Source organism: Streptomyces varsoviensis, from assembly GCF_000718635.1.
Lineage (GTDB): Bacteria > Actinomycetota > Actinomycetes > Streptomycetales > Streptomycetaceae > Streptomyces > Streptomyces varsoviensis.
The window spans coordinates 153,706-178,977 of the sequence record NZ_JOBF01000004.1 but is presented as its reverse complement, the minus strand read 5'-3'; the positions used below and the strand labels follow the sequence as shown (position 1 = coordinate 178,977).

Below are 25,272 nucleotides of genomic sequence, written 5' to 3'. Positions count from 1 at the left end.
GGCCGCCGGCTGTTCACGCCGCCTCCCGATCGTCGTCGGTCAACAACTCGCCCAGTTCTTCCAGGAGTTCGGGGCCGGAGCCGAGGTACGCGTCGAGCTGGCGGCCCCAGAGGAAGTGCCGGTGCACGGGGTGGTCGAGGTCCGCGCCCATACCGCCGTGCAGATGCTGCCCCGCGTGCACGACGCGTTTCCCCGCCTCCGACGCCCACCACGCGGCGGTCAGCGCGTGCGTACGGGCGGGCAGGTGCTCGTCGTGGCGCCAGGCCGCCTCGTAGGCGGTGACCCGTATCGCCTCGGTGTCCATGTAGGCGTCGGCGGCCCGTAGCATCACGCCCTGGTTGGCGGCGAGCGGCCGCCCGAACTGTTCGCGAGCCGTGGTGTATTCGACGGCGCGCGCCAGCGAACCGGCGCACACCCCGGCCTGGAGACCCGCGAAGGCGGTACGGGCCACGGCCAGCACGGAAGCGCAGGTGTCCGCGGCCCCGAGCCGTTCGGCGGGCGCCCCGGCCAGTGTCAGCCGCCCGGCCGACCAGGGCGCGGTCAGCTCCACGGGCGCCACGGGATCAACGGGATCCACGGGCCCCCCGGACCGCGCCGCGCCGACCTCCGTCAGGAAGCACCCGGTCTCGACGCCGTCCGGCAGCCGGGCCGGTACGAGCACATGCGTCGCCTCGCGCAGCCACGGCACGGCGGGGAACGTGCCGGTCAGCCGCCAGCCGCCCTGGTCGTCGCAGGAGGCGTCCCGTATCGCGGTCGCCGCGCGCGGCGGGAACGCCCCGGCCGCCACCAGCGTGCCGTCCCGCAGCCCCGGCAGCAGCCGCGCCCGCTGTTCGTCGGTGCCGTGGGCGGCGACGGGCAGCAGGCCGTACGCGCAGGTGGACGCGTACGGCACCTGCGCCGTCGTCCGCCCCTGCTCCTCCAGCAGCAGTACGAGCCCGAGCAGGCCGACCTCCTCCACGGCGCCCGGCAGCCCGGACGCGCACAGGGTCTTCCACAGCTCGGGGTCGCAGCCCGTGCCGGCGGCCTTGAGCCGTTCGTGGGTCGACAGGTCGCCGAAGATCGACGCCGCCAGCTCGCGCGCGGCCCGCTGCTCCGGCGTGGGGGTGAAGTCCATGTCAGCGGCCCTTTCCGGACGTGGCGGCGCCGGTCTCAGAGGGGCCGGTCTCAGAGGGGCCGGGCCCGGTGTCCCCCGTCGCGCGGAAGACCGGGAGGGTCAATTCCGCGTCCACCCGCAGGAACTCCAGCTCCACCGGCATCCCGACGCGCACCTTGTCGTACGGCACCCCGGTGACGTTGCTGATCATCCGCACCCCTTCCGCCAGCTCGATCAGGCCGACCGCGTACGGCGGGTCGAAGGCCGGGAAGGGCGGGTGGTGCATCACGACGTACGAGTAGACGGTGCCCGCGCCGGACGCCTCGAACGCCGTCCAGTCCGCCGAGCCGCAGCCGCCGCACCCCGGCAGCCAGGGGAAGCGCGGCGTCCGGCAGGCGTCGCAGCGCTGAATGAGCAGCTTGCCCTCCGCGACGCCGGCCCAGAACCCGGCGTTGTCGCGGTTGACGACGGGCCGGGGCCGCTGCGGGGCCGGCCCCGGGGCGCTCTTCCCCGGCCGCTTGGCCGCCGGGGTGTACTTGAGGATGCGGAAGCGGTGCGTGCCCGCCGTCTCGCCGTCCACGCGTACGTCCATGCGCGTCGTGACGAAGTACCCCGTGCCCAGCTTCGTCGTCTTGCGCGGCGACACGGACTCGATCGTCGCGTCGAAGGTGACCCGGTCGCCGGGGCGCAGCGGCCGGAAGTACTCCTGCTCGCAGTCGGTCGCGACGATCGAGGTGTACCCGGCCTCCTCCAGGAGCGCGAACAGCTCGTCGTACACGCCCGTCCGCCCGGCGTTCCCCGACAGCCCGCCCATCGTCCAGACCTGCAACATCGTGGCCGGGGCGACCGCGGGGTAGGCGGGGCTGGCATCGCCCATCGCCTCGCACCAGTGCCGGATCATGGGCTCGTTGACGGGGTCCTTGCCGACGCCGGAGTTGGCGGCGGCCTGCCCTTCGTAGGCCCGCAACCGCTCGTACAGGGGGTCCTCCTCGGCCGCGGCAGCGGCGCCCGCGGCCGGTCCCGCGCCCATACGCACATCCGCGCTCCCGCCCGTACGCCCACCAGCATTCCCGCCCGTACGCACGTCCGCGCCCCCGCCCGTACCCGCTGCCGTCACCGCTCGCCTCCCCGCCGCCCGCTCCGTACGTTCGCCTCCGCGCCAGAGCGCTCCCTGCGAGAAGGCCCCTTCCGCATGCCGAGCCGCATCATGGCGAGGATTTCGCGCTGCACCTCGCTCACGCCGCCGCCGAAGGTGTTGATCTGGGCGGCGCGGTTCATCCGCTCCAGCTCGCCGGCGGCGACGAAGCCGTCGCCGGCCACGCCCTCGCCGTCCACGCCCTCGCCCGCGCCCCCGCCGCTCCCACCTCCGAACGCGCCGGGGGACCCGGCCCGTATCAGCCCGGTCTCCCCCACCGCCTCCTGGCACATCCGGTACACCTCCACCGTGCTCTCGGTGCCCAGGAACTTCACGCCGCTCGCGTCGCCTGGGCTCAGCGTGCCCGCGCCGACGTCGTCGACCAGCCGCCAGTTGAGCAGCCGCGTCGCCGCCAGCCGCGCGTGCGCCTCCGCGAGGCGGGCCCGTACCCAGGGCCGGTCGGCGGGGCGGCGGCCGGTGTCGGGGTCGGCCGTACGGGCGTGGGCGAGGGCCGCCGCGTAGAAGTCCTCGGCCTGCGAGCCGATGGCGGCCAGAGCTACGCGCTCGTGGTTGAGCTGGTTGGTGATCAGCCCCCAGCCGGCGTTCTCCTCGCCGACGAGGTTGGCGGCGGGCACGCGCACCGCGTCGTAGTACGTCGCGGTGGTGGTGAGGCCGCCGACGGTCTCGATGGGGGTCCAGGAGAAGCCGGGCGCGTCGGTCGGCACGAGGATGATGGAGATGCCCCGGTGCTTCGCGGCCTCAGGGTCCGTACGGCAGGCGAGCCAGATCCAGTCGGCGTGCTGGGCGTTGCTGGTGAAGACCTTGTTGCCGTCGATGAGCCAGTCCTCGCCGTCCCGTACGGCCCTGGTCCGCAGCGAGGCGAGGTCGGTGCCCGCGTCGGGCTCGGTGTAGCCGATGGCGAAGATGGTCTCGCCGCGCAGGATGCGCGGCAGGAAGTACTCCTTCTGGCGCGCGGTCCCGTACTTCATCAAGGTCGGGCCGACGGTGTTCAGCGTGACCATCGAGACGGGGGCGCCCGCCCGGTACGCCTCGTCGAAGAAGACGAACTGTTCGTCCGGGCCGCGCCCCTGGCCGCCGTACTCCTTCGGCCAGCCGATGCCGAGCAGGCCGTCCGCGCCGATGCGCCGCAGCAGCCGGCGCTGCTCGGCGGGGTCGTCCGGCGGGCCGCCGGGCGGCAGCAGTTCGCGGAAGTACGCGCGGAGTTCGGCGCGCAGCCGCTGTTGGGCGGGGGTGGGGGCGAGGTGCACGGGCGCGTACCTCCGCTGAGCGGGAATCAGGGTTTCTGACTGTCCGTCAGATTCCCGACGCCTGTCAAGGTCCGTGCGTCCGGTGCGCGAAGAAGCCCGTACGTCCCGCGCCGAAAGGCCCGTCCGGCTCACGGAGGGCCCATGCGTCCGGCGCGTGAAAGGTCCGTGCGTCCGGCTCACGGAGGGCCCGTGCGCCCCGCGCACAAAAAGGCGGTCGCGCGGCGGCACCGGAGTGCCGCCGCGCGACCGTCAGACCTCGACCGCTCCCCTCGACTCTCATCGAGTCATGGGCTCACCACAGCTTGGTGAAGTTGATGGTGGTGGTGTCCTGGTCGATCGCCGTGAAGGCGGAGCCGTTGACGTTCGCGGTGTTGTTCTGGTTGGACGCGCCGGTACCCGTGGCGACCTGCTGGGTCGTCGTGGAGTTGCCGAGGTTGTTGCCCCCGACGCCGCTGCCCACCACACCGGCTACCGCCGAGTTCGAGCCCCTGCCGGCAAGGGCGCCGTTGTCCGCCTGGGCGACGCCCGTGAAGAGCGCGGCGGCCAGCGGGAGAGCGGCGACAGCGGCGAGAACGCGGGCGGTGCGGGTGCTTGCCATGTCTGTTCCTCCAGGGATGTTGCAACTGCTGCTTGGTGGCGCCAGGCGGTTGGCCGACTGCCTCGGCGGGGGGTACGACGTCGCGTCCACAGAGTTGCCCACCGAATCCCCCGGAGGCCACCCGTCCCGGTCCGATTCGCTCGCAAGGGGAATGAACTCGTGTCAAACCTCCGCCGCGCCAGCAACCCTCCGCACACCCCTCAGCCCCACTCGTATCCCTAGCCCCACCTGCGGAAAGACGGTCGGAAGAACTGTCCGGAACGGCGGGAAAAACTGTCCGCGCCACTTCCTTTCATCGAACGCACGTACGAACATGACGGCATGGCCTCCGACGACCGCACGGCCTGCTCCGACCCCACCGACCCCACCGGCCCTCTCGCCGACCCCACCGACCCCACCGACCCCACCAATCCCCCCGCCGACCCCACCGCCCCCCTCGCCGCCCGCTCCGAGCGCCGCGCCAGAGCGCCGGCCCATGTCAGAGCCCTGGCCCACGCCAGAGCGCTGGCCCATGCCCTGGCCGCCGCGGACCACGGACTGGCGGTGATCCCGCTGACGAGCGGCAAGCTCCCGGCGGTGCGCTCCCCGCACCGGGCGGACGGCGACGCGGCGTCCGTGGGCCACGCCCAGTGCCGCGGCGAATGCGGCCGCCCGGGCCACGGCATCCATGACGCCACCGCCGAACCCGCGGCCGTACGCGCCCTCTTCGCCGCCGCCCCCTGGGCCACCGGCTACGGAATCGCCTGCGGTACGCCGCCGCGGCACCTCATCGGCGTCGACCTGGACATCAAGGGGCGTACGGACGGAACGGCGGCCCTCCGGAGGCTGGCCAGGGCGCACGGGTTCGCCGTACCGCTCACGGTCACCGTGCTCACGCCGGGCGGCGGGCGCCATCTGTGGTTCACCGGGCCGCCCGGCCGCGAGGTGCCCAACGCGGTGGGCCGGCCCGCCCCCGGAATCGACATCCGGGGCGCCGGCGGCTACTTGGTCGGCCCCGGCTCGTACACGCCGAGGGGCACGTACCGGCTCTCCCCCACGGGCCCGAGCTGGCCCCCGGCCCCGGTACCCGCCGCGCTGCTCGACTTGGTGGCGGCCCCGCCCCCGACGGCGAACCGCCGCCCTCCACCGCGCCGCCCCGCCCCCGCTCTTCCCGACCCCGCTCTTCCCGACCCCGGCGCGCGGCTGGTCGACTTCGTGCGGAACTCCCGCGCGGGCCACCGCAACGACCGGCTGTTCTGGGCCGCCTGCCGCGCGTACGAATCCGGGGCGGGCGACGAACTGGCCCCCGCCCTCCTCGAAGCCGCCCTCCGCACCGGCCTCCCGGCGCGCGAGGCCCGCGCCACCATCGCCTCTGCGGCTCGTACGACGGCCGCCCAGGCTGCTCGTACGACGGCTGCCCAGGCGGGCTCGTACGACGGCCGCCGGCCCGGCTGCTCGTAGGAGGGACCGTTCAGCGGCGCCCCGAAACGACGCGTGGCGCTCACCACGATCGTGGTGAGCGCCACAGGCGCGAGGAGTGCGCGGCTTCATGCTGCACAGCAGGTGGTACTGGATTCCGGCCGCTTACCGACACCGACTGCTTACGGAGGCGGGCGCCGCCCATTGCCACGGGCGTCACCCATCGCCGAAGGCACCGCCTATTGCTGAAGGCACCGCCTATTTGCCGCCGGTATTACTTGTTGATGCAGGTGTTGCCGAAAGCGGGGTTGAGCAGACCGATGATGTCGATCGAGTTGCCGCACAGGTTGATCGGGATGTGGATCGGGATCTGAACCTCGTTCCCGGAGATGACACCCGGCGACCCGACAGCACCGCCCGCGGCACCGGCGTCCGCGGAGGCGACTCCAGCGGCTCCGGAAACAGCGGCTCCGGCCGCGGCGGTCAGGATGGCGGCCTTGGCGATACGCGACATGGCATTCCCTTTCCATACGTGTCACAACGTGTTGGTGAACAGCCTCGACGCTTAGCACCCCAGATCTCCTCCAACAGGGCACCGCCACGCGGGTTTACCCCCAAAGGGATTAATGAAATGGGCAGCGAAGCGGCACGAACCAACGCCAGGCGATCAATGGTTCGCATTCCGCGGGCCTTTCGTACGACCGAGCGCCCGACAGTGATCTGCCCCCGACCGGCCCCCGCCATGCCGCCGGCTCCCTCCCCGTACCGGCGGCCTTTGTCCGCGACGCGTTCCCCGAACGCCCCAATACCACCGGGTGAAGACGATCCGACTTATCACCCGACTGGCCGGAAAACCCTTGCGGGTATACCGGTTTCCCGGATTCCCGGGCGCCTGGGTTTCCGGATTTCCGCGTCACGGCTTCAGGGCCTGCGGCCGCGGAAGGTGCGGCGGAGGCCGCTCACTCACGCGTCGGGGCACTTCCAGGGGGTGAAGTGGCCGCCCTCGTCATGGGCGTTGACGTTGACGTGGTTGAACCATGCGCCCTGCGGACCGGTCTTGAACGCCCGTACGCGCTCGTGGGCGGTGTGGGCCCCGGGCGGGTTCTCGCACGCGACGAAGGTGAGGCCGACGGGGTCTTGGACGACCGGGGTGCGGTCGCGCGCGAAGACCCACGCCGAGCCGGCTGGAGACGACCCCGCCGATATCGCCCCCTCCGGCGGCGTAGTTCCGTCATCAGCGTGCCAAAGGCCCGACTCTTTCCAGAAGTTGATGTCCGGAAATTCGATGAGGCCCGGGTGCTCGTAGGCATTGATGGCGGCCTCGGCCGCAGGCCGGTCGTAACCGTCCCGCCAATACTCGGCCATCTCACGGACGTAGCCCTCCGGGGCCCCGTACGAGCAATCCGCCGCCCCCTCGTCCAACGGCCCGCATCGCTCGCAACACGAGCCCCCCGCAGATCACCGAGAACGTCGTCGGACACCCGCATCGGAGTGGGCTTGAGCGGAAAGTCGCGGAGGGTCTGCGTGGCGTAACTACGTGAATGCGAGGGTGTTTGCCCCTCAAGCGGAGGCCGTCAGCTCGCGGCCCGCCGCGCCAGGCCGTCCAGGATGAGGTCGAGGCCTGCCTCGAATGCCGCGTCGTGGTCGATCACCGGCACGTCGGCGGGCAGTTCCGGGGCGTCGCCGGGGGCGGGTTCGGCCTGTTCCTCCAGGACGCTGCCGACCGTGAAACGGCCCGCGGCGAGCATCGCCATCTGCGCGTCCCGCTCGGGCACGCCGGAGGCGGTGAGGAAGGCCATCTTGCGGCGGACCCGGTCGAGGTCGCCGGCGGGGGTGGTGCCGGCGTGGAGCCGTGCGCCGTCCCGGCGCGCCAGCAGGGCGCGGCGGAAGCTCCGCGTGTTCTCCCGGAACCAGTCGCGCCAGTCGTCCCCGGCCGTCGGCAGCGGCTCGGCCATGTGGGGGGCCATCGCGGCCTCCGCCATGGCGGCCAGGAGATCCCTCTTGGTGCGGAAGTGCCAGTAGAGCGACGGCTGCTCCACGCCCAGGCGCTTCGCCAGCCGCCGCGTACTGACGGCGTCCAGCCCGACCTCGTCGAGGAGGTCCAGCGCCTCGGTGATGACAGTCTCGCGGTTCATCTTGGTCACGTTGACAACCTATCGCTGATAGGTGACGCTGAAAAAACCATTCACCGATAGATTTCGGAGTGCGACGATGGTCGGAGCAGCGGGAGCCCCCTCCCTGCGGATACTCATCGCCGGCGGCGGCGTCGCGGGCCACGCCTTGGCCTTCTGGCTCACGCGGGGCGGCCACCGGGTGACGGTCGCCGAGCGCTTCCCGGCGCTGCGGGCCGCCGGCGCCCAGGTCGACCTGCGGGGACAGGGCATAGAGGCCGTACGCCGCATGGGCCTCCTCGACACCGTCCGCGAGGCGCTCGTGGACGAGGCGGGCGTCGCGTTCATCGACGCCCGCGGCAGGGCCAAGGCGACGATCATGGCCAACACCTCCGGGAAGGGCCGGCAGACCCTCACCTCGGAGTACGAGATCATGCGCGGCGATCTCGTCCGCGTCCTCCACGACGCGACGAAGGACGACGCCGAGTTCGTCTACGGCACGAGCGTGGACGGCTTCGAACAGGACGACACCTCGGACGGCTCGGGCGCCCCGGCCCCCTCGGCCGCTGCGGCCGCTTCGGACGAGCCCAAGGTCACCGCGCGCTTCTCCGACGGCTCCTCGGGCGACTTCGACCTGCTGATCGGCGCGGACGGACAGGGCTCACGCATCCGCCGGGCGCTGCTGCCGCGGGGCCACGACCCGTACTGGCGCGTCGGCATCCACATGGCCTACTGGTTCGTGCCGCGCATCGCCTCCGACACCAACATCCGGGACACCTACATGGTCCCGGGAGGCCGCCAGATCATGCGGCGCAGCCACAACGCGACCGAGACACAGGTGTACTTCGTGCTGCGGGAGGAATCCGAGGAAGCCTCCGCGATTCACCGCGCGCCCGTCGAACGCCAACGGGAGTTCTGGGCCGACCGGTTCCGCGACGCCGGCTGGCAGACCGGGCGCTTCATCGAGTCCATGAGCACCAGCCCGTTCTTCTACTCCCAGGAGATCGTCCAGGTCCGCACCGACACCTGGTCCAGGGGCCGCGTCGCCCTGGCCGGCGACGCCGCGCACTGCGCCTCCCCCTACAGCGGCATGGGCGTCTCCGGCGGCCTCGTCGGCGCCCACGTCCTGGCCGGCGAGATCAACCGCCACCCCGACGACCTGCCGACCGCCCTGGCCAACTACGACAGGACGCTGCGCCCCTTCGTCGACGAGATCCAGGGCGAGGTCAACCCGCGGCTGCTGCGCCTGGGCATGCCGCTGACCCAACGCGCGATCGACGCCTTCCACGCCGCCACCGGGATCGCTTCCTTCCTTCACATACCGGAACTCGCCGCCCGCTTCTCCAAAGAGGACCGCGGCGGCAATTGGCACCTCCCGGCCGACCCGGCCCCGCTCAGCGCCGCCTGATTTCTCTTTCCCCCCACCCGTTCTTTCTCGACCCTTTCCTACGGGGCCACTTGACGTACGTCGCCGGTCGACACGGGCGTGCTGTGCGCGGAGGTCGCGTTCCGCGTGAGCGCTGCCGCGATGAGCATGGAGAGCACCAGTACGAGGCCGAGGGCGGTCATCGCCACGGGGAAGGAGGCCGGCCCGGCGGACCGTATGACGTACCCCATGTTGCTGGCCACCAATGTCGAGCCGAGGGTGCTCGCGAGTGAGGCCATGGCGATGGCCAGATACCCGGAATGGGGAAGGCTGCCGAAAATCGAGAGGACCGCGGGGTAGATGGGGCCGATGAAGACGGCCAGTACGAGAACCGGGGCGAAGCCCAGGTTCAGGCAGGCGAGGGCGGAGGCCAGCGCGACGAGCGCGGCGGACGCGATGCCCAGGACCTCCTTGGGGATTCGCCGGTACTTTCCCATGACCAGTACGGCGGCGCTGCGGCCGATCGTCACCATGCCCCAGAAGTAGGCCAGCAGCAGGAGAGGTTCCGTCGTCCGGCCGGAAGCGCCCGCTGTCTGGGTGAGCCAGGTGTAGAGCCACCCCGTCCAGCCGTTCTCGACGCCCGCGTAGAGGAAGACGGCCCCGTACAGCGGCACGTAGAGCAGGGCCATGGTTCTCATCCGGGCGGGCGCGACACCCCGGAACCACGCTCGGGGGCCGGGCGCCTCGGGGGCTCTTTCCGTTCGCTTTCGAGAGGAGACGGACAGGCGCCATGCGGTGATGGCGGTGACTCCGCTCATTCCGCTGTCTTCACGGATTCCGGTGATTCCGGCGATGCCGGCGATGCCGGTGATTCCGGCCATGCCGGTGATGGCGGCGAAGGAGATCAGCAGGGCGCCGAAGACGGTGGTTGATACATGCCAGTCCGCCGGCGCGAGGTGGAGTGATTCCATGACCAGGGAGAACGTCGCGCCCAATCCGAACGAGGCTTGCTGGATCGTCACGGCGAGCGTGTTCGGCGTGCCGTCGGGTGAGCTCACGGCCTGAGTGGAGAGATAGACCAGGCATCCGCCAGTCGTCAGGCCGAGGAGGAAATCGCCGGAGAGCGTCACGGGAAGCACGGAGTTCCCGAATACGAGCATTGCCAGCGCCGCCGTTTTGGCGGTCAGCAGCATGTTCAGAACGGTCGGGCCGGCGACCCACCGGCAGAGCACCGCGGGGGCGAGGGAGCCGAGGAGCGCGCCGGTGAACCTGACCTGTAGGACGGTGGAAGCGACGGATGCCCGGCCGAAAATCTCCGCGGCCTCGTAGGCGTGGACGCCGATGACGGACACTGAGGCACCGAGCAGCCCGAAGATGATGTTCGTGCGTATCAGCCGGGCTTTCGAGCCCTCGCCCATCAGGTGCCGATGCTGGTGCTGGTGCAGGTGCTGGTGCTGGTTCCGGGGCGGGGGCCGGGCCCGGGGCCGGGGCTGGGCTCGGCTCCACGGCTGGTGCCGGCCCTGGTGCCGATGCTGGTCAGGCAGGCTTGCGTGAACCGGCCCGCCTCGGCGACGAACGACGGCGGCTCCTTCGTTCCCGAAGCGCCGCAGCTCAACGCCGCTTCCAGCGTCTTCGCCAGATCGCCCGGGGTCCTGTCCGTAAAGGCGTGGGAGTTCGGCATGCCCTCGTACTGCTCGCGTACCGGCGGGATGTCGTAGTAGACGTGTTGCACGCTCGGGGCGCTGAACTTGATGGCCTCCGCGGCCGTGAGCATGTAGCTCTCGAATTCGCTGGCGAACACCAGGCCGCGCAGTCTTGCCGATGCCAGCATGGCGGCCGGGAGTTCGTCCGAGAAATCAAAGACCGGGGTGACGGACTGCGGGCCGAGGTTGTCGCACCGCTTCCTCAGCTCCGCTACGTGGTCGGCCGGCGCGACCGCGCTGGGCATCAGCAGGACCAGGTGCTCCGTCCTTTCGGGACACTGCCTCTGGTATTCCCCCCAGCCGTCGAGAATGAGGTCGAAACCCTTGCTCGGGACGCACCGCCCCCAGGAGAACACCAGGTCCCGGCCCGCCGGAATGCCGTACTGGTCGAGCACCTGCTGCGAACGGGCGGTGTCGGTCCTGTACTTGGGGTCGTCGGCCCAGATCCCGTTCAGAAAAGGGATGAGGCGATCGTCGGGGATTCCGTACGAATCGGCCAGGAGGGACCGGGTGAACATGCTGACGTACGCGACCTTGTCCCCGGGCGTCCGGCACATCGCACCGAAACCGGCTGTCTCCCAGGCGACGCGCTGCTCGGCCAGTTTGTCGTTCCCGGCCATGCCCAGGCTGTGCGCGACGAAGAAGAGGCGAACGCTGTCGTCCTCTTGAACGTAGGACCGCAGATTCGCCAGCATGATGCCGTGCACCATCACGGTGACTCGCTCGAAGCGCTGCGCGATGCCGGAGATCAGCGCGCTGGACTCGACGCAAGCCTGCTCCCACTTCGCGGGGCTCGCGAGGCCCCACGCGGCTTTGAGGGAGGCGTCATCCGGAACAGGATAGGTACCGAGCGAGCCCCCCGTTCGGTGGCAGAGGGCGGAAATCTCGCGCACCAGGTCCGGTCGGTAGTCCGGTGATGTCTCGGCGACACGCGGGCCGATCGCGAAGAGGCTGATCGGCTCGGCGGCGGAGATCCCCGCCGCCGCCAGCACGGCATCGTACGCCTTGAAATACTGCGAGACGGCCACTCCGATACCGCATTCGCGCGTGGTGACGCCATCGATCGCCAGAACGATGACCGCGTGGCCCCTGCTAGCCATTGACAATCCGATCTCTACCCGGAACAAAGTGGTGTGCGTGCTGCTGCGAATCCGCTACGTTCACCGTCTTCTGCAGCCAACGGTGCTGTAGCGCCTCGGTCGACGGCGTGTAGATGATCTCCTTGCAGTGGATGCTCTCGTTGTTCGCCTCCCCGAGGAAGAACCCCGGGAGAATACGGAAGCGCCTCTTGTGCCGGTGGAGGAGCTTGACGAGGGCGTAGACGGCCTGCTGCGCGTCGGGCGTCAGGCCGATCGTCCTGTTCTCGAAGACGCGGATGTCGTACTCCGACGCCCCACCGAGCACCGGATGCTTTTCCGCCTCGCCGAGCTGCACATTGTTCCCGGCCACGGTGAGGTCGTCGAAAGGCGTGTAGAAGTTCGGCTCGGAGAGCACTTCCCGCTGACTCTCGGAGAGATCATCGAGAACGTCTATATTCCGCGTGTACGACGTGGAGACGAAGGTCTCCGCCGATTGCCGGAGCCCCAGCAGATTGACCCAGTCGGGCCGCACGAAATGATTCGCGAGGTCCTTGTGGAACCCGATATCGGCGAGCGCCTTCTGCGACTGGGTATGCGCGAGCCGGTCCCACGGGTGGATGTCCTGGAACACGTCCCCGTCGTTGACATTGGCGTAGCCGATCGGCTCCTGCTTCATCAGCAGGGCGTAGACCAGCAGAAACGCCTCCGATACGTACGTCTTCTTGCGCCGCCGCTTGTCGACGACCGGGTCGGAGAAGTCCAGGTAGGGCAGGTCCGGATCGATCGGGCACCCCTTCAGCGTGATGACGGGGTGCTCGGACTTCGGCCATTCCCGCGCCTCGTCGCAGAACTCCTTGAACCGCTGCGGGATTCGCCCGTCATCGAGAAGGCCGGCCACCGCGGTCTCGAAGGCGGGGTAGCCGGCGTCGGCGTAGGGATCGGTGTCGATCTGCAAGAGGAGGTCACTGAGCTTCGCCGTCTCCTCGCGCTCGAAAGCGAAATCCGTATCCGTGATTTCTTCGACATTGACCCACATGTGAAAAACCTCCGCAGGACGATTCGTTCGAGCTGGACAATGGCCGAGCACGCGCACGTTCTGGAAGTCACCGCATACAGGAAGAACACTCGCGACCTGCATCGCAGCCGTGATGAGCTGGGGAGCATTTCTCGAAGATGGGAGAGGGCAGACCAAGGACCCAGAGGGGGCAGGCCAAGAAGGGAATCGCGCCGGGGGCGGGGTCTCCGGTTCCCGGTCATCGACTTCTCGGTGGAGAAGATGACGCAAAGGCTAGTCAAACCGTCAGTTACCCGTCAACACCGCCATGAATCGCTCCCCCGGAGGGTTTTTCACCCTTTGCTGCCGTCGTCTCCCCGTTCGACACATCTGAAGAACGACGAAAACTTCAGCGAAGTTCCATGCCCGAAGCGCTGAGGCGCTGAGGCGCTGAAGCGCCAGAGCACGGGAGCACGGGAGCCCCGGAGCGCCGAAGCGCCGGAGCACGGGGGCCCCGGAGCGCGGGAGCACCGGAGCGCCACCATCGACGAACCCGCCACCACCGACGAGCCCGCCACCACCGACGAACCCGCCGCCCTCCTCACACGGTCTGCGGGATCAGGCCGGGCGCCGGTTCGCGCCGGGTCGCGTCCAGCCGGGCGACGAACTCCCGGAGGATGCGCGCGAGCGGCTCGGTGTCGGTCGGCCGCATCCGGAAGGTGCACCCTTCCTCGTCCCCGGCGGCGGCCGACGTCACTTGCTCGGCGAGGTACGGCGAGCCCGTGTACGCGGACAGGGCGGCGGCGATGACATCACCGGAGTACAGGCAGACGTCATCGGCCCCTCGTACGCCGTCGCCGGCCCCGGTCTCAGCGTTGCCGCCGACCCTGTGGCCACGGGCCCCTTTGCCACCAGCCCCGTTCCCCACCACCCGCTGAGTGGCGCAGAAGCACCCCTCCGGATGCGTACGGATGAACAGCGCCGCGTCCCGCACGGTGAAGTCCGTGACCAGCGCGGGCACGTCCGGGCGCCGGCCCGTCGCCTGGAGCGCCCGGCTGGCGGCGACCAGCCGACGCGCCGCCTCGTCGAGCGGGACCGCGCCCCGCTCCCGGCGCAGGCTGCCTTCCGCGAAGTATTTCGGCCACAGGGCCATCGCCTGCGTGACCACCCAGGCCCAGTACATCTCGCGCGCCGACAACTTCCCATTGCCGAAAGCGAAGTTGTACTGGTCGAACAGCGCGGGCTCGGTGAGCGCGTCGATGAGGCCCGATGTCAGGCACGTCTGATAGTCCGGGGAGCCGGGGATCGGATAGAAGGGGTTCGTGTAGAAGCGGACGCCGGCCAGCGCGCAGTTCACGGAGTCCTGCGCTATCTCGCCCAGGCTCTGGGCGGGCAGCCCGACGATAAGCGATCCGTTGACATCCAGTCCGTAGCGGCGGAAGAGAGATGCCCCGGCGGCCACCTTCGACAAGGAGGTGAAGCCCTTGCGCATCTGCCGCAGCCGTGCCGCGTCGGTCGTCTCCAGGCCGAAGAAGAGGCTTTCGAAGCCGGCTTTCACCATTGTCCGGACCAGGTCTTCGGAGAGTTTCACCACCGTGATGCCGTTGGGGAGCCGCATCCGCACATCGAGCCCGCGGTCCCTGATCACACGGCAGATCTCATGGACGCGGTCGATGTCGAAGGTGAAGTTGTCGTCCTCGATGAGGAATCGTCGCACCCCGAATTCTTCCACGTAGCGCTGGATTTCCTCGACGACGTTCTCCGGGGACCGCGCCCGGAACTCCCGCCCCACCGTGGCGTGCACGGTGCAGAACGTGCAGGAGAAGGGGCAGCCGCGGCTGGTGATCAGCGTGGCCGCGTCGTCGTACCGGGAGAAGTCCAGTTGGTCGGCGGCGGGCATCGGCAGCGTGTCGAGGTCGGCGACGAACGGCGCACGGGGCCTGACGTGCGGCGCGCCCGGCTCCGGGCACGCGCAGCGGCCCTCGCCGCAGCGGAAGGCGATGCCGGACAGGCCGTCCAGGCGCCGGCCGTGTTCGAGGGCGGTCACGAGCGGGCCGATCGTCGTCTCGGCCTCCCCGAGCACCACCGCGTCGATCTCGGGCACCTCCAGGACGTGCGGGAAGCAGACCGTTCCGTGCTGCCCGCCCAGCAGGACGGTGGCCTCGGGGTGTACGCGTTTGGCCAGCCGTGCCAGGTCGTAGGCGGGTTCGTAGAACGGCGTGAACATGCAGGAGATGCCGATGATGTCGGGCCGGCGCTCGCGCAGCGCCGCCTCGATACGGTCCCAGCGCGCGCCCCAGTGCATCACGTGCCGCCAGCGCGGATGGTGCAGGAGTTTGGTGCGCTCGATCTCGGTGAGGTCCTTCTCGCCCACGATGTGGTTGTCCTCCACATACGCGAGGGAGTCGAACACCTCGGTGTGGTGTCCCTCTTTCCGCAGTACGGCCGATAAATAGGCCAGCCCGACGGGAACGTGCCGGCCGACCTCGACCATGCAGGCGCGAATGGGCGGCTTGATGAGCAGCACTCGCATGGAAGTGCCCCCCGTGGGAACGACGACTTGGACCCTTTCCCAGTCTGTGTCACAGTGCCGGAGCGGGACAGCAGGTTTCGCGCCTCGTACCACTGGCGGACACGCGCTTGTGGAGGGAGCAGGTGAATGGGGAGAAGAGAGCGGACTTCCCGGACTGAATACCCGCACCGCTCACCGGAGTTACGCACGTTGCGGAGAATGCTTTATGCGTTCTCCGCACTGAACGACCTGATTCCCTTTGTTCCCGTCGCCGCTCTCCGCTTCACGGATTCCGGGCTGAGCGCCTGGGAGGTCTCCTCCCTCTTCGGTCTGCTGGCGGTGTCCGCCCTGGCGCTGGAAGTCCCTTCGGGGGCCTGGGCGGACGTCGTTTCGCGCCGGGCGCTGCTCGCGCTCGGCGCTGTGCTGCGCGCGGCGAGTTTCACCCTCTGGATATTCCTGCCGACCTATCCGGCGTTCGTCGTCGGAGTCCTCCTGTGGGGCGCGTGCCACGCGCTGACCTCGGGGACGCTGGAGGCCCTGGTTTACGACGAGTTGGCCGAAAAGGAGGCCACGGCGAGCTTTCCGGCGCTGCTGGGCCGCGCCCGTACCGGCGCGCTGGCCGCGAACGTCGTCGCCACCCTGGCGGCGACACCGCTGCTCGCCCTGGGGCACTACGCGCTGGTGGAGGCCGCCAGCGCGCTGGTCTGCCTGGCCACGGCCGCAGTCGCGGCGCGTCTGCCCGCGCCGCCGCGGACACCGGCCGAGGGCGATGGTGGCGTTGGCGGAGCCCGTACGGTACGGGACCGCGCGGGCTTCCTCGCGATGCTGCGCACCGGCCTGGCCGAACTGCGCGGCAGCCCGGTGGTCCGGCGCGCGGCCGCGGTGGCGGCGGTCCTTCCCGCGGTCCTCGTCATCGACGAGTACCTTCCGCTGCTGGTGAGGTCGACCGGCGTGGCCACGGCCGTCGTGCCGGCGCTGGTGGTCCTCGCGGTGGCGGCGAAGGCGCTGGGCGGCTGGCTCGCCGGCCCGCTCGCCGGCCTGCGCCCGCGCTCTCTCGCGCTCGCGCTCCTCGCGGCCACGGCCCTGCTCGCCGCCGGTTCGCTCAGCGGCACCCCCTGGGGCATCGTGCCCGTGGCGCTGTGCCTGGGGATCGTCCAGCTCTCCATCGTGCTGTCCCAGGCGCGCCTCCAGGACGCCATCGAGTGCGGCGCGCGGGCCACCGTGACCTCGGTCGCCGGCCTCGGCACCGACGCCGTGGCCATCGTCTTCTACATCGCCTACGGCGTCGGCTCGTTGTGGGGCGGCGTCCCCGTCGTCATCGCCGGATTCGCGGTGGTACCGCTGCTGCTCGCCCTCGTCATGCCCCGCTGGCTGCCGTACGCCCGTACGTCCGCGAGCCTTCCGGCCGACGGAGCCGCGCCGTTGCCGGGAACCGTCATACAGCGGTGACTTCCTCAGCAATACCTGATCACTTGACGCTTCTACCGTACGGTCATGAAGTACACACGGCACGTGATCCTGGCAGCCGCTATCAGCCTGTGCGCGTCCATGGCCTGCGGCAGTGCGGCGCTCGCTGACGACGGGCGCGGGCGCTCCGCGAACACCGGGGAATACGACGCGCTGGACTACGACGTGTCTTTGGAATACAAGGACGACACCCGGGACATGTCAGGCTCCACCACCATGAAGGCCAAGGCCGCCGAAGACCTCAAGGACGTCAGCCTGGACTTCGCGGGAGGCCGGGTCGGCGAGGTCACGGTGAATGGTCGGCCCGCCGAGTCCGTTACCGAGGGCGAGAAGCTGAAGATAAAGACCGAGCCCTTGCCCAAGGACTCCGCCTTCACGGTCCGCGTCGATTTCGTGGTGACCAGAAAGAACCCGGACGACCCCGAGCATCCGGGAAAGCAGCAGCACATGCCGTGGCTGGAGACCGACCGCGGTTTCATCATCGAGCCGCAGAGCCCTGGAACAGCGCATCGCGTTTTCCCGTGCAAGGACGACGTCACCGACAAGGCCACCTACACCTTCCACGTCACGGCCCCCTCGGACCTCGCCGGCATCGCCAACGGCGACCTGACCAGCACCAAAAAGGCCCCGGGCGGCACCACCACGCGCACGTACCGGCTGAGCCACCCCGTGCCCACGATGGACAATCAGCTCGCGGTCGGCCCGTACACCCAGGTCAACACCCACACCAGGCAGGACGGCGTCACCATCCGCGATGTCGTCCCCACCGACCAGGCCGACCGGCTGCGGCCCCTGCTCACCCCCCGCACCGACCGGCAGTTGGACTGGCTCACCGCCAAACTGGGCCGCTATCCGTTCACCACCTACGGCACCTTCGCCGCCCTCGCCCCCGCGGCCTTCGAAAGCGCGACCCTGGCCACCCTCCCCCTTCCCGAGCCGGGAAAGGATTTCGGCGGCTACCTGATGGTCCATGAAATGACCCACCAGTGGTTCGGCGCTTCCCTCACCCCGAAGGACAACTTCGGCGCCGACCTCTGGCTCGCGGAGGGCCACGCCCACCTGTACGGGCAGTGGTACGCGTCCGACCCGGAGAACCCCGGCTCGGAGAAGGCCCTTGAAGCGGCCATGCGCGAAGAGTACGGAATAGACCAAGGCATCCGTGACGAGGAAGGAGCCCCCGCCGAACCGGGCGACTACTCGAAAACCGGAATAACCCAACGTACGGGCGGAGCCCTCGCCCTCTACGCCCTGCGCCAGTCCGTCGGCCCCCAGACCTTCGAAAAGATCGAACAGACCGCCGCGAACCGGTACCAGCACAAAGTGATTTCGACCCAGGACTACATCAACATCGTCCGCGAGGTCTCCGGCAGCGATTCCGCCACCACCGTCCTCAAAAACTGGCTATACAACCCCAAAACACCCCCCATGCCCGGCCACCCCAACTGGCACCCGACCCCCTGAGGCCCCTTCTTCGCCCCCCTGGGTGCCCCTTCGGCCGGCTAACGCGCTGCCCTCGGCGGAGGCTGAGGGATTTGAACCCTCGGTGACATCGCTGCCACGACGGTTTTGAAGGTCGTTCGACCAACGCAACTGACAGGGCCTTGACCTGCGGTGATGCCCTATAGGGGCAAGCAGGTGACGTACCTCTGGCCGCAGGTTGGCCATGCTGCGGGCCGGGCTCGCCCGCTGGCCTGCCAGTCCACACCCTCTTCCTGACTGTCGGCTCACCGAGAAGCCGCAGACGCCCAGGAAATCGGCGAGCGCCGCCGAGACCGTACCGGGCGCCGCACGTCTGCCGACCGCAGTGGCTCCCGTACGAGAAGCCGCTCGTCTCGCCCGCGCCGTGGCATCTGGCCGCACCACCCGCGGAGAGGCCGAACGGCTCGTCACCCTCGTAGCCAAGGCCGCCCACCGAACGAGCACCACGTGGCCAGCCCGCCAGCGATACCGCCCGGGCTGGAACACTCCCGTGGCCATCAGCCTGATGAACGCCGCGGGAAACCCGGCCGTCGTGTCTACCGCAGGCAAGATCCGCGCCCCACATGTAGAGCGGCACACGAAGCCCCACTCGACTACGCGGCCGTGGATACGGCGGGAGGCCGGGCCCGCAAGGCGCACACCGAATTCATTCCGGCCGCAGCCGCCGCCCCGCGCCGCTGAGCCACAGCCCGGATCGAATCCGGCCCGGGGCACGCCCTGCTTTCGACAACCACCGTACGAAAGCGGGCCGTCATGGGCCTGTTCAGCCGTAACGCCGCAGCCCTCAACGCGACGGCCGGAGCCCTCCACCGCGCCGGCAGGAAGGTTGGCGGGCAGAAGGGCGGGCGTTCCGGTGATGCGCTGGCCACCGCCGTCCTCGGCCCCTCCGTGACCTGTGCCGCGAAGACTGCACCTGCAGGGACTGCGCCCGCCGTCGACCATGCGGGCGCCCGTCCCGCCCGTCCGGCCGCCCTCGATCGTGCCGTGCGGGCGCGGCGGGGGGCCGAAGACTCCGGCCCGGCAGGAGCAGGCCATGGACAAGGACGGGACGCATAACGAGATCAGCTCGGCCCATCGCTGTCCTCGGGGTGAGTGCCCACCCCCGCGGGCGCGGGGATCACCAGAAAGCCACGCACGGCAGCGTCGCTTCCTCGGGTCCACCCCCGCGTACGCGGGGACCACGTGCAGACCTCCCTGGCTCACACGCGCGCCACGGGTCCACCCCCGCGTGCGCGGGGACCACGCGCTGATGCGGCGCCTGGTCGCGCCCGTGCTGGGTCCACCCCCGCGTGCGCGGGGACCACACGGGGCCGCGGTAGGAGGTCGGCCAGACCCGGGGTCCACCCCCGCGTGCGCGGGGACCACGCAACCTGGGTGGCCAGTTCCAGGGCCCGGGCGGGTCCACCCCCGCGTGCGCGGGGACCACTACCCATCACAAAATCCTTACGGTGGTCGGTGGGGTCCACCCCCGCGTGCGCGGGGACCACTGGCCGGCACCAACCTGCCCGTTGCCATCATGGGGTCCACCCCCGCGTGCGCGGGGACCACACGCTCTGGATGGCCTCATCGGCACTGCCCAGGGGTCCACCCCCGCGTGCGCGGGGACCACCTCGTCACGAGCAACGTTCTCCATCTCGGGTGGGGTCCACCCCCGCGTGCGCGGGGACCACAGGCCACGGGCGGCGTCGATGTGCTGGTGCAGGGGTCCACCCCCGCGTGCGCGGGGACCACGGCGTACGCGATGGCGACTTCGGCGCGGATGAGGGTTCACCCCCGCGTGCGCGGGGGCCACGGTTCTGTCGGTCGCTGCGGCTCTTGCGGGCGGGGTTCACCCCCGCGTGCGCGGGGACCACAGGCCGTGACCTGCAGTGCTATGCGGGATGGTGGCCGTTTTTACTCACTTCTACAGAGTCCGGCATTCGGGGTAAATACACAGGTAATCTCCGCCCTTCCCAGAGCAGCGCATAGGCAGGGTACCGACCAGCCCAAGTGATGCGCCCTATGTGGCGTGGGTGCACGTGCGGCCAGCACCAAGGTTGTGCATCACTGCCGCGCTGGTGCGTTTCTCGCTCGTGGGTCTACGGTGCGCTCCACGTCGGTCAGGAGGCCGGCCAGGACGTGGAGGACATCATGGCCCGGAGGCTGGAGATGATCGGTACCACTTCGGAAGAGGGGAAGTGCCCGACGCTGTACGAGGACCTCGACAGCGGCGAGATCCTCGTACAGGGGGTGGCGGTGACCGACCCCGAGGACGTCAAGCAGCTCAAGGACGTCGCTCCCCATGAGGGGTTCGTCGTCGTGCCGCGGGAGCTGCTCGTACGCTTCGGGCCCAAGGAGTAGCCGGCGTGCCGGAGTTCATCGATGACGCCACCTTCGGCGACTACTTCCGGGAGTTCGAGCACACCGCCTGGCGGCTGGAGACCCGCCGCTCCTACGCGTCCGACGTAGGCGGTGAACGCTACGCCCAGTTCCTGCGCGGCCAGGATCTCGGGCTGGCGCCGTCCGCGTGGACCGCCAACATCGAGGAGCAGGTCGCGCAGGGCAAGCGGATCGAGCGGGTGCGGGTGCTCGACGAGCCGCCCAGCGACGGGCAGCGCTTCCTGTTGGCCAGCGCGGTGAACAACATCGCCGCAGGTGAGGACATCCGGCACCTGTGGCGCGCCGACGCCGACAAGCTCGGCCTGCCCGCAGAGGACTTCTGGCTCTTCGACTCCCGCCGGGCGCTTCTGCTGCACTTCGACGAAGCCGACGAGTACCTCGGAGCAGAGCTGATCGAAGCTCCTCCGCTCATCGTCCGCTACTGCCAACTCCGGGATGCTGCCTGGCACTACGCGCTTCGGCGCGAGGAGTTCGTCGACCAGGTACGTTCCCGTGTGTGAGCACTGATTTCCAGCAGGCCCGGGTCGCCCTCGGTGCGCGGCTGCGTGAGCTACGTACCGAGGCCGGGCTCACCGTCAGGCAGCTCGCCACCCAGTGCGGGTGGGCGCCGTCGAAGGTCTCCAAGTTGGAGAACGGGCGGCAGACCGCCACCCTCGGCGACCTCGACTCCTGGGCCCGGGAGACCGGCCAGCCAACGAACGCGGACGAGCTCAAAGGCCGGCTGCGCGGCCTGGAGACCCGCCAACGCAGTTGGCGCCGACAACTGGCCGCCGGGCATCGCGTGGTCCAGGAGCTCAACGCTGTCCAGGAGCAGCAGGCCCGCAGCATCCGCCTGTTCGAGCCCGCGATCGTCCCCGGCCTCTTCCAGACGCCGGCGTACGCCCGCAGCGTGCTCACCGATGTCTCCGAGCGGCACGGAACGCCCCGCGATATCGAAGACGGGGTCCGGGCCCGCATGAAGCGGCAGGAGGCCCTGTACCAGCCTGGGCACCTCGTGCAGGCCGTGGTCTGGGAAGCCGCGCTTCATACGCTCCGGTGTTCCCCGGCATCCATGGTCGCGCAGCTCGACCGGCTTGCCGGCCTTCCGGGGATGGACACCGTCACGCTCGGGATCATCCCCTTCGGCGTACGGATGCGGGTCTCGCCGAAACATGGGTTCTGGGTCATGGACGGCAGTCTCGTCATCGCCGACACCTGGAACGCCGAGCTGTGGCTCGACGCGGCCGACGACGTCGCGCTCTACCTGAAGCTCTGGAATGAGCTGAATTCCGTCGCGGTGTACGGCCAGCACGCGCAGCGGCTCATCGCCCGCGCGAGGGCGACGCTGGACCTCGCGTGAGCAACATCCCGAAATTCGCCACAACCGACGAGAAACTCCGAGAAACACGGCGGATTCGGAGAAACACCGCTCTCTACCTTGCTCCCTATGAGGCCAGCACGCAGATTCTCACCCCTCAGCATCCGTCCGCCGTGGCTGCCGCTCGATGGCGTGATCGACGCAGTGGCCGCGGGGCTATGGTGGGACGCCATCGTTGTCGACGGCTCCCTCGGACGTGTCGTCGCTGCTCAGCTCCAGCACGCTGCTGGCGAGCACACCGGCCCAGTCCTGTGCGACCCCGGCGGCCCCAAAACCCGCGTCTACTTCCTGACTCCCGCCGGAACCGCTGATCGGTGGTCAGTGCCCGGGACTGTCGCCTTTGGGGAGTGCTGCTACGTCGTGCTCAACGGCACGCTCGACGCCGATACGGCCGGCCTCCACTGGCTCGTCGCTCCTCGCTGCCGCCACCCCGAACCGCTCGTCGCCCCGCAGCTCCTGCGCACGCTCCTGACGGAACACGGGAGCAGGCCATGACCTCGCCCGGCAACGACTGGCTCCTCTCCTGCGTGCCCCACCCTCGCCACGTGCAGTGGTCCTGGGAAGCGGGCGAGTTCGCGCTCGTCACCTCCACGTCGTGGACCGTGGTCGAGGCGTCGCTGCTGCGCTCCCACGTCGTACTGCGGGAGCTCCATCGCATGGACAAATAGACCGGCCCCGTGCTGGCCTACTCGGAACACCACCTCGCCTGGCGGCTCGTAGGCGACGGGGCCGGGACCGGACCCACCTCGCCGACGTGAAAGAACTCTCCGTCAAGCCCTCGGGCTGGGAACTCCCCTGCCCTCCCGCACACATGACCTTCCAAGGCATCGGTTGGCTGGAGAATCCCGACGGCTCCGGTCAGCTCACCGACGTATGCGACCTCCGCTCCGCCGCCGGAAGAGCAGCATCCTTCTCAGGCTTGCGAAGAAGTTGATCCGTGCTGTCGAGGCGAATCATCAAGCACGTCGCCCCCGTCAGCGGTGAGACGGCGTCCTTCTCGCTGCCGCGTGGGCCGGTCCATCCAAGTTGCCGAGCGACCAACATGACCTGGGCTTTCTCGGGTCCACTCGGTCAAATTCTGGTCCACGCCGGTCCACAAACACTGGTCGGCAACGTGACAGGGGCGGGGCGGATCAGAGGGAGACAGGACACATGCGAAAGGGGCGCCCCTTGGACTGGGGCACCCCTTCTGGCCAGTGCATACGCCGACCTCGGCGGAGGCTGAGGGATTTGAACCCTCGGTGACATCGCTGCCACGACGGTTTTCAAGACCGTTCCCTTAGGCCGCTCGGGCAAGCCTCCTCGCCCCGCCTACCTGCTGCGGAGCGGTTACAGCCTAGCGGTTCGGGGATTGTGGGCGGGGTGGCGGGGGGCGAGGGGCGGTTAGCTGTCGCCGGTGCGTTGGCCGAGGGTGACTTGGGTGGTGGACTGCTTGCCGTCGCGGGTGTAGGTGAGGGTGACCTTGTCGCCGGGGTGGTGGGTCCAGATCTCGCTGATCAGGGTGGGCCCGCTGTCGATGATCGTGTCGTCCATCTTCGTGATCGTGTCGCCGGGCTTGAGCCCCGCCTTGTCGGCCGGGCCGCCGGGGGTGATGGCGGGCGTGCCGTCAGTGGTGCCGTTGTTGGCGATCGTGGCGCCGTCGCCGGTGCTCTTCATGTTCACCGTGGCCTCGATGACCGGGTAGACCGGCTTGCCCGTCTTGATGAGCTGGTCCGCCACGTCCTTCGCCTGGTTGATCGGGATCGCGAAGCCCAGGCCGATGCTGCCGGCCTGCTGCTGGCCGCCGAAGCCGCCGCCACCGCCGCCGCCCGCGGGCTGTATGGCGGAGTTGATGCCGATCACCGCGCCCTGGCCGTTGAGCAGCGGGCCGCCGGAGTTCCCCGGGTTGATCGAGGCGTCCGTCTGCAGCGCGCTCATGTACGAGGCCGAGGCGCTGCCCCCCGCGCCGCCCCCCTCGCTGGACGAGACCGGGCGGTTCTTCGCGCTCACGATGCCGGTCGTGACCGTGCCGGACAGGCCGAAGGGCGCGCCGATGGCGACCGTCGCGTCGCCCACCGCCGTCTTGTCCGAGTCCCCCAGAGGCAGCGGGGTGAGCTTGGCGTCGGAAGGGTTCTTCAGCTTGATGACGGCCACGTCGTAGCCCTTCGCCCGGCCGACGACCGTCGCCTCGTACTTCTTGCCGTTCGAGAACGTCACCGTCAGCTTGCCGCCCTCCGCTGCCGAGGCGACCACGTGATTGTTCGTCAGGATGTGGCCCTGCTTGTCGTAGACGAAGCCCGTGCCCGTGCTGCCGTCACCGCCCTGGCCCTGCGCCTCTATCGTCACGACGCTCGGCAGCGCCTTGTTCGCGATGCCGGCCACGGAGTCGGGCGCCCTGCTGTCCGTCTTCGCGTCCCCGGTCGACGCCACCGTCGTGGAACCGGAGTTGTCCCGCTGGTCCGCGGCCCAGAACCCGACCCCGCCGCCGACACCGCCCGCGATCAGCGCCGCCGCCAGCACGGCGGCCACCAGGCCGCCGCGTCGGCGAGGGGGCGGCGGCATGGGCCCGGCGCCCCACGGGCCCCCGGGCTCACCCGGACCGCCCATGCCACCGGCGCCGCCCTGCGCCCACCAGCCGCCCGCCCCACCGGGCGCACCTGGCACACCTCCCGGACCATTGGGCACGCCTGCACCACTAGGCACGCCTGCACCAGCGGCTCCGCCAGGAGCACCGGGAGCACCGGGTCCGCCAGGTCCGCCGGGTCCGCCGGGCGCTCCCGCCCCCGGATGGCCGTACTCCGCCATAGTCGTCGGCTGTACGGGCTGCTGGTACGGCCCGGGCGGCGGCGAGGCCGGCGGCTGAGCCGTAGCCGGAGCCGGAGCCGGGCCCCCTTGCGGAGCCCCAACCGGAGCCTGCGCCGGAGGCTGACCCTGGCCCTGGCCCTCGGCCTCCGACGGGCCCTGGCCCCGGCTCTGGGCCTGGCCTTCGGCCCCCGACGGAGCCTGCCCCCGCCCCTGACCCGCCGGCGCGGCCTCCTCCCCCGCCCCCGGCTCCGCCGGCCTCGGCGGTGCGGGCGGGGTCGGAGGGGCCACAGGGGCCGGCGGGGCGGCCGGGGTGTGGGGAGCGGTGTGCGCCGACGCGGTGTCCGGCGCCGGAGGTGCCGTACGCGGCGCCGCCGCAGGCGTAGCGGCAGCGCCCTCGTTCTCGGTGCTCACAGCTCTCTCCTCAGGTGCACGTCAGTGGTCATCATGGCCTCGGCCCACGTGTTTCGAGCGTCCGTCCACAGCCTTTCCCATCAGGCGTCAGGGCGCTGTAAACGGAGACTGTGCCTTTCGCGGACGCCCTTCGTCTGT

The 25,272-nt window shown here is 70.0% G+C and carries 21 protein-coding genes, 1 tRNA gene and 1 CRISPR repeat array; of the genes, 9 read left to right on the top strand and 13 right to left on the bottom strand.

The window, feature by feature from the left end; translation table 11 throughout:
• Positions 1 to 13: 13 nt before the first annotated feature.
• The 4 genes from IF55_RS09550 to IF55_RS09535 all read right to left on the bottom strand — a co-directional run bounded on the left by IF55_RS09550 (position 14) and on the right by IF55_RS09535 (position 4,094).
• The gene (locus IF55_RS09550; RefSeq protein WP_030892755.1) at positions 14 to 1,114 is read right to left on the bottom strand and encodes an acyl-CoA dehydrogenase family protein; all 1,101 of its coding nucleotides are present in this window, start codon (positions 1,112 to 1,114) and stop codon (positions 14 to 16) included.
• 1 nt (position 1,115) lies between these two features.
• On the bottom strand, positions 1,116 to 2,123 hold the full coding sequence (locus IF55_RS09545; protein WP_078643992.1) for a bifunctional MaoC family dehydratase N-terminal/OB-fold nucleic acid binding domain-containing protein: 1,008 nt from the start codon (positions 2,121 to 2,123) through the stop codon (positions 1,116 to 1,118).
• 83 nt (positions 2,124 to 2,206) lie between these two features.
• The gene (locus tag IF55_RS09540; protein ID WP_048831802.1) at positions 2,207 to 3,496 is read right to left on the bottom strand and encodes an acyl-CoA dehydrogenase family protein; all 1,290 of its coding nucleotides are present in this window, start codon (positions 3,494 to 3,496) and stop codon (positions 2,207 to 2,209) included.
• Positions 3,497 to 3,788: 292 nt separating this feature from the next.
• The gene (locus IF55_RS09535; protein WP_030892747.1) at positions 3,789 to 4,094 is read right to left on the bottom strand and encodes a hypothetical protein; all 306 of its coding nucleotides are present in this window, start codon (positions 4,092 to 4,094) and stop codon (positions 3,789 to 3,791) included.
• Positions 4,095 to 4,415: 321 nt separating this feature from the next.
• Here IF55_RS09535 and IF55_RS09530 point away from each other — a divergent pair, with 321 nt between their 5' ends.
• Positions 4,416 to 5,534 (top strand): bifunctional DNA primase/polymerase, encoded by a 1,119-nt coding sequence (locus IF55_RS09530; RefSeq protein WP_063763924.1) that lies wholly within the window; start codon positions 4,416 to 4,418, stop codon positions 5,532 to 5,534.
• A 232-nt stretch (positions 5,535 to 5,766) separates the two neighbouring features.
• Here the strand turns inward: IF55_RS09530 and IF55_RS09525 are convergent, their stop codons facing one another.
• The 3 genes from IF55_RS09525 to IF55_RS09515 form a co-directional block, all read right to left on the bottom strand.
• Entirely contained in the window at positions 5,767 to 6,006 is a 240-nt protein-coding gene (locus tag IF55_RS09525) for a chaplin (RefSeq protein ID WP_030882518.1), read from the bottom strand.
• A 449-nt stretch (positions 6,007 to 6,455) separates the two neighbouring features.
• Positions 6,456 to 6,857: a hypothetical protein gene (locus IF55_RS09520; protein WP_030882515.1), complete on the bottom strand. Its 402-nt coding sequence runs from the start codon at positions 6,855 to 6,857 to the stop codon at positions 6,456 to 6,458.
• A 209-nt stretch (positions 6,858 to 7,066) separates the two neighbouring features.
• A complete protein-coding gene (locus IF55_RS09515; protein ID WP_030882512.1) occupies positions 7,067 to 7,627 on the bottom strand; it encodes a TetR/AcrR family transcriptional regulator C-terminal domain-containing protein in 561 nt (186 codons plus the stop codon).
• Positions 7,628 to 7,703: 76 nt separating this feature from the next.
• Between IF55_RS09515 and IF55_RS09510 the strand changes: the two genes are divergently transcribed.
• On the top strand, positions 7,704 to 9,011 hold the full coding sequence (locus IF55_RS09510; RefSeq protein ID WP_030882508.1) for an FAD-dependent monooxygenase: 1,308 nt from the start codon (positions 7,704 to 7,706) through the stop codon (positions 9,009 to 9,011).
• A gap of 38 nt (positions 9,012 to 9,049) precedes the next feature.
• On the opposite strand, the gene IF55_RS09505 is transcribed toward IF55_RS09510, so the two are convergent.
• From IF55_RS09505 to IF55_RS09490, 4 genes are all read right to left on the bottom strand, one after another.
• The gene (locus IF55_RS09505; protein WP_030882504.1) at positions 9,050 to 10,387 is read right to left on the bottom strand and encodes a hypothetical protein; all 1,338 of its coding nucleotides are present in this window, start codon (positions 10,385 to 10,387) and stop codon (positions 9,050 to 9,052) included.
• Positions 10,387 to 11,799, bottom strand: coding sequence for a glycosyltransferase family protein (locus IF55_RS40000; protein ID WP_211269966.1), 1,413 nt, complete (start codon positions 11,797 to 11,799; stop codon positions 10,387 to 10,389). Before IF55_RS40000 ends, IF55_RS09505 begins: the two co-directional genes overlap by 1 nt.
• Positions 11,765 to 12,889, bottom strand: a complete 1,125-nt coding sequence (locus tag IF55_RS09495) for a Fe(II)-2OG oxygenase family protein (protein ID WP_157857228.1) — start codon at positions 12,887 to 12,889, stop codon at positions 11,765 to 11,767. Before IF55_RS09495 ends, IF55_RS40000 begins: the two co-directional genes overlap by 35 nt.
• A 457-nt stretch (positions 12,890 to 13,346) precedes the next feature.
• Positions 13,347 to 15,278 carry a B12-binding domain-containing radical SAM protein gene (locus tag IF55_RS09490; protein WP_078643989.1) on the bottom strand — a complete coding sequence of 644 codons (1,932 nt, stop codon included), beginning with the start codon at positions 15,276 to 15,278 and terminating at the stop codon, positions 13,347 to 13,349.
• 198 nt (positions 15,279 to 15,476) lie between these two features.
• Between IF55_RS09490 and IF55_RS09485 the strand changes: the two genes are divergently transcribed.
• The 7 genes from IF55_RS09485 to IF55_RS39270 all read left to right on the top strand — a co-directional run bounded on the left by IF55_RS09485 (position 15,477) and on the right by IF55_RS39270 (position 22,607).
• The gene (locus tag IF55_RS09485) at positions 15,477 to 16,706 is read left to right on the top strand and encodes an MFS transporter (RefSeq protein ID WP_048831801.1); all 1,230 of its coding nucleotides are present in this window, start codon (positions 15,477 to 15,479) and stop codon (positions 16,704 to 16,706) included.
• 45 nt (positions 16,707 to 16,751) lie between these two features.
• Complete coding sequence (locus tag IF55_RS09480) at positions 16,752 to 18,185, top strand: M1 family aminopeptidase (protein ID WP_048831800.1); 1,434 nt, start codon at positions 16,752 to 16,754, stop codon at positions 18,183 to 18,185.
• 1,110 nt (positions 18,186 to 19,295) lie between these two features.
• Positions 19,296 to 20,056: direct repeats of the CRISPR family, unit length 29 nt; unit sequence GGGTCCACCCCCGCGTGCGCGGGGACCAC.
• 277 nt (positions 20,057 to 20,333) lie between these two features.
• Positions 20,334 to 20,543 (top strand): hypothetical protein, encoded by a 210-nt coding sequence (locus IF55_RS09475; protein WP_030882487.1) that lies wholly within the window; start codon positions 20,334 to 20,336, stop codon positions 20,541 to 20,543.
• Positions 20,544 to 20,548: 5 nt separating this feature from the next.
• Positions 20,549 to 21,082 carry a DUF6879 family protein gene (locus tag IF55_RS09470; RefSeq protein WP_030882484.1) on the top strand — a complete coding sequence of 178 codons (534 nt, stop codon included), beginning with the start codon at positions 20,549 to 20,551 and terminating at the stop codon, positions 21,080 to 21,082.
• Positions 21,079 to 21,921: a helix-turn-helix domain-containing protein gene (locus tag IF55_RS09465; protein WP_030882480.1), complete on the top strand. Its 843-nt coding sequence runs from the start codon at positions 21,079 to 21,081 to the stop codon at positions 21,919 to 21,921. Before IF55_RS09470 ends, IF55_RS09465 begins: the two co-directional genes overlap by 4 nt.
• A 150-nt stretch (positions 21,922 to 22,071) precedes the next feature.
• Positions 22,072 to 22,434, top strand: coding sequence for a hypothetical protein (locus IF55_RS09460; RefSeq protein ID WP_048831799.1), 363 nt, complete (start codon positions 22,072 to 22,074; stop codon positions 22,432 to 22,434).
• A complete protein-coding gene (locus IF55_RS39270; RefSeq protein ID WP_157854363.1) occupies positions 22,431 to 22,607 on the top strand; it encodes a hypothetical protein in 177 nt (58 codons plus the stop codon). Before IF55_RS09460 ends, IF55_RS39270 begins: the two co-directional genes overlap by 4 nt.
• 547 nt (positions 22,608 to 23,154) lie before the next feature.
• Here the strand turns inward: IF55_RS39270 and IF55_RS09455 are convergent.
• Together IF55_RS09455 and IF55_RS09450 are read right to left on the bottom strand one after the other, a co-directional pair.
• Positions 23,155 to 23,241 (bottom strand) — tRNA-Ser (locus IF55_RS09455).
• Positions 23,242 to 23,322: 81 nt separating this feature from the next.
• A complete protein-coding gene (locus IF55_RS09450; protein ID WP_030882474.1) occupies positions 23,323 to 25,134 on the bottom strand; it encodes a S1C family serine protease in 1,812 nt (603 codons plus the stop codon).
• Between the last annotated feature and the right edge of the window lie 138 nt (positions 25,135 to 25,272).

Excerpts from the sequence above, each read along its gene's own strand:
- IF55_RS09525 (WP_030882518.1), bottom strand. The coding sequence starts at position 6,006 with ATGTCGCGTATCGCCAAGGCCGCCATCCTGACCGCCGCGGCCGGAGCC.
- IF55_RS09545 (WP_078643992.1), bottom strand. The coding sequence starts at position 2,123 with ATGGGCGCGGGACCGGCCGCGGGCGCCGCTGCCGCGGCCGAGGAGGAC.
- IF55_RS09490 (WP_078643989.1), bottom strand. The coding sequence starts at position 15,278 with ATGCGAGTGCTGCTCATCAAGCCGCCCATTCGCGCCTGCATGGTCGAG.
- IF55_RS09495 (WP_157857228.1), bottom strand. The coding sequence starts at position 12,889 with ATGCAGGTCGCGAGTGTTCTTCCTGTATGCGGTGACTTCCAGAACGTG.
- IF55_RS09535 (WP_030892747.1), bottom strand. The coding sequence starts at position 4,094 with ATGGCAAGCACCCGCACCGCCCGCGTTCTCGCCGCTGTCGCCGCTCTC.
- IF55_RS09480 (WP_048831800.1), top strand. The coding sequence starts at position 16,752 with ATGAAGTACACACGGCACGTGATCCTGGCAGCCGCTATCAGCCTGTGC.
- IF55_RS09485 (WP_048831801.1), top strand. The coding sequence starts at position 15,477 with ATGCTTTATGCGTTCTCCGCACTGAACGACCTGATTCCCTTTGTTCCC.
- IF55_RS09520 (WP_030882515.1), bottom strand. The coding sequence starts at position 6,857 with ATGGCCGAGTATTGGCGGGACGGTTACGACCGGCCTGCGGCCGAGGCC.
- IF55_RS09475 (WP_030882487.1), top strand. The coding sequence starts at position 20,334 with ATGGCCCGGAGGCTGGAGATGATCGGTACCACTTCGGAAGAGGGGAAG.
- IF55_RS39270 (WP_157854363.1), top strand. The coding sequence starts at position 22,431 with ATGACCTCGCCCGGCAACGACTGGCTCCTCTCCTGCGTGCCCCACCCT.
- IF55_RS09505 (WP_030882504.1), bottom strand. The coding sequence starts at position 10,387 with ATGGGCGAGGGCTCGAAAGCCCGGCTGATACGCACGAACATCATCTTC.
- IF55_RS09550 (WP_030892755.1), bottom strand. The coding sequence starts at position 1,114 with ATGGACTTCACCCCCACGCCGGAGCAGCGGGCCGCGCGCGAGCTGGCG.
- IF55_RS09510 (WP_030882508.1), top strand. The coding sequence starts at position 7,704 with ATGGTCGGAGCAGCGGGAGCCCCCTCCCTGCGGATACTCATCGCCGGC.
- IF55_RS09530 (WP_063763924.1), top strand. The coding sequence starts at position 4,416 with ATGGCCTCCGACGACCGCACGGCCTGCTCCGACCCCACCGACCCCACC.
- IF55_RS09515 (WP_030882512.1), bottom strand. The coding sequence starts at position 7,627 with ATGAACCGCGAGACTGTCATCACCGAGGCGCTGGACCTCCTCGACGAG.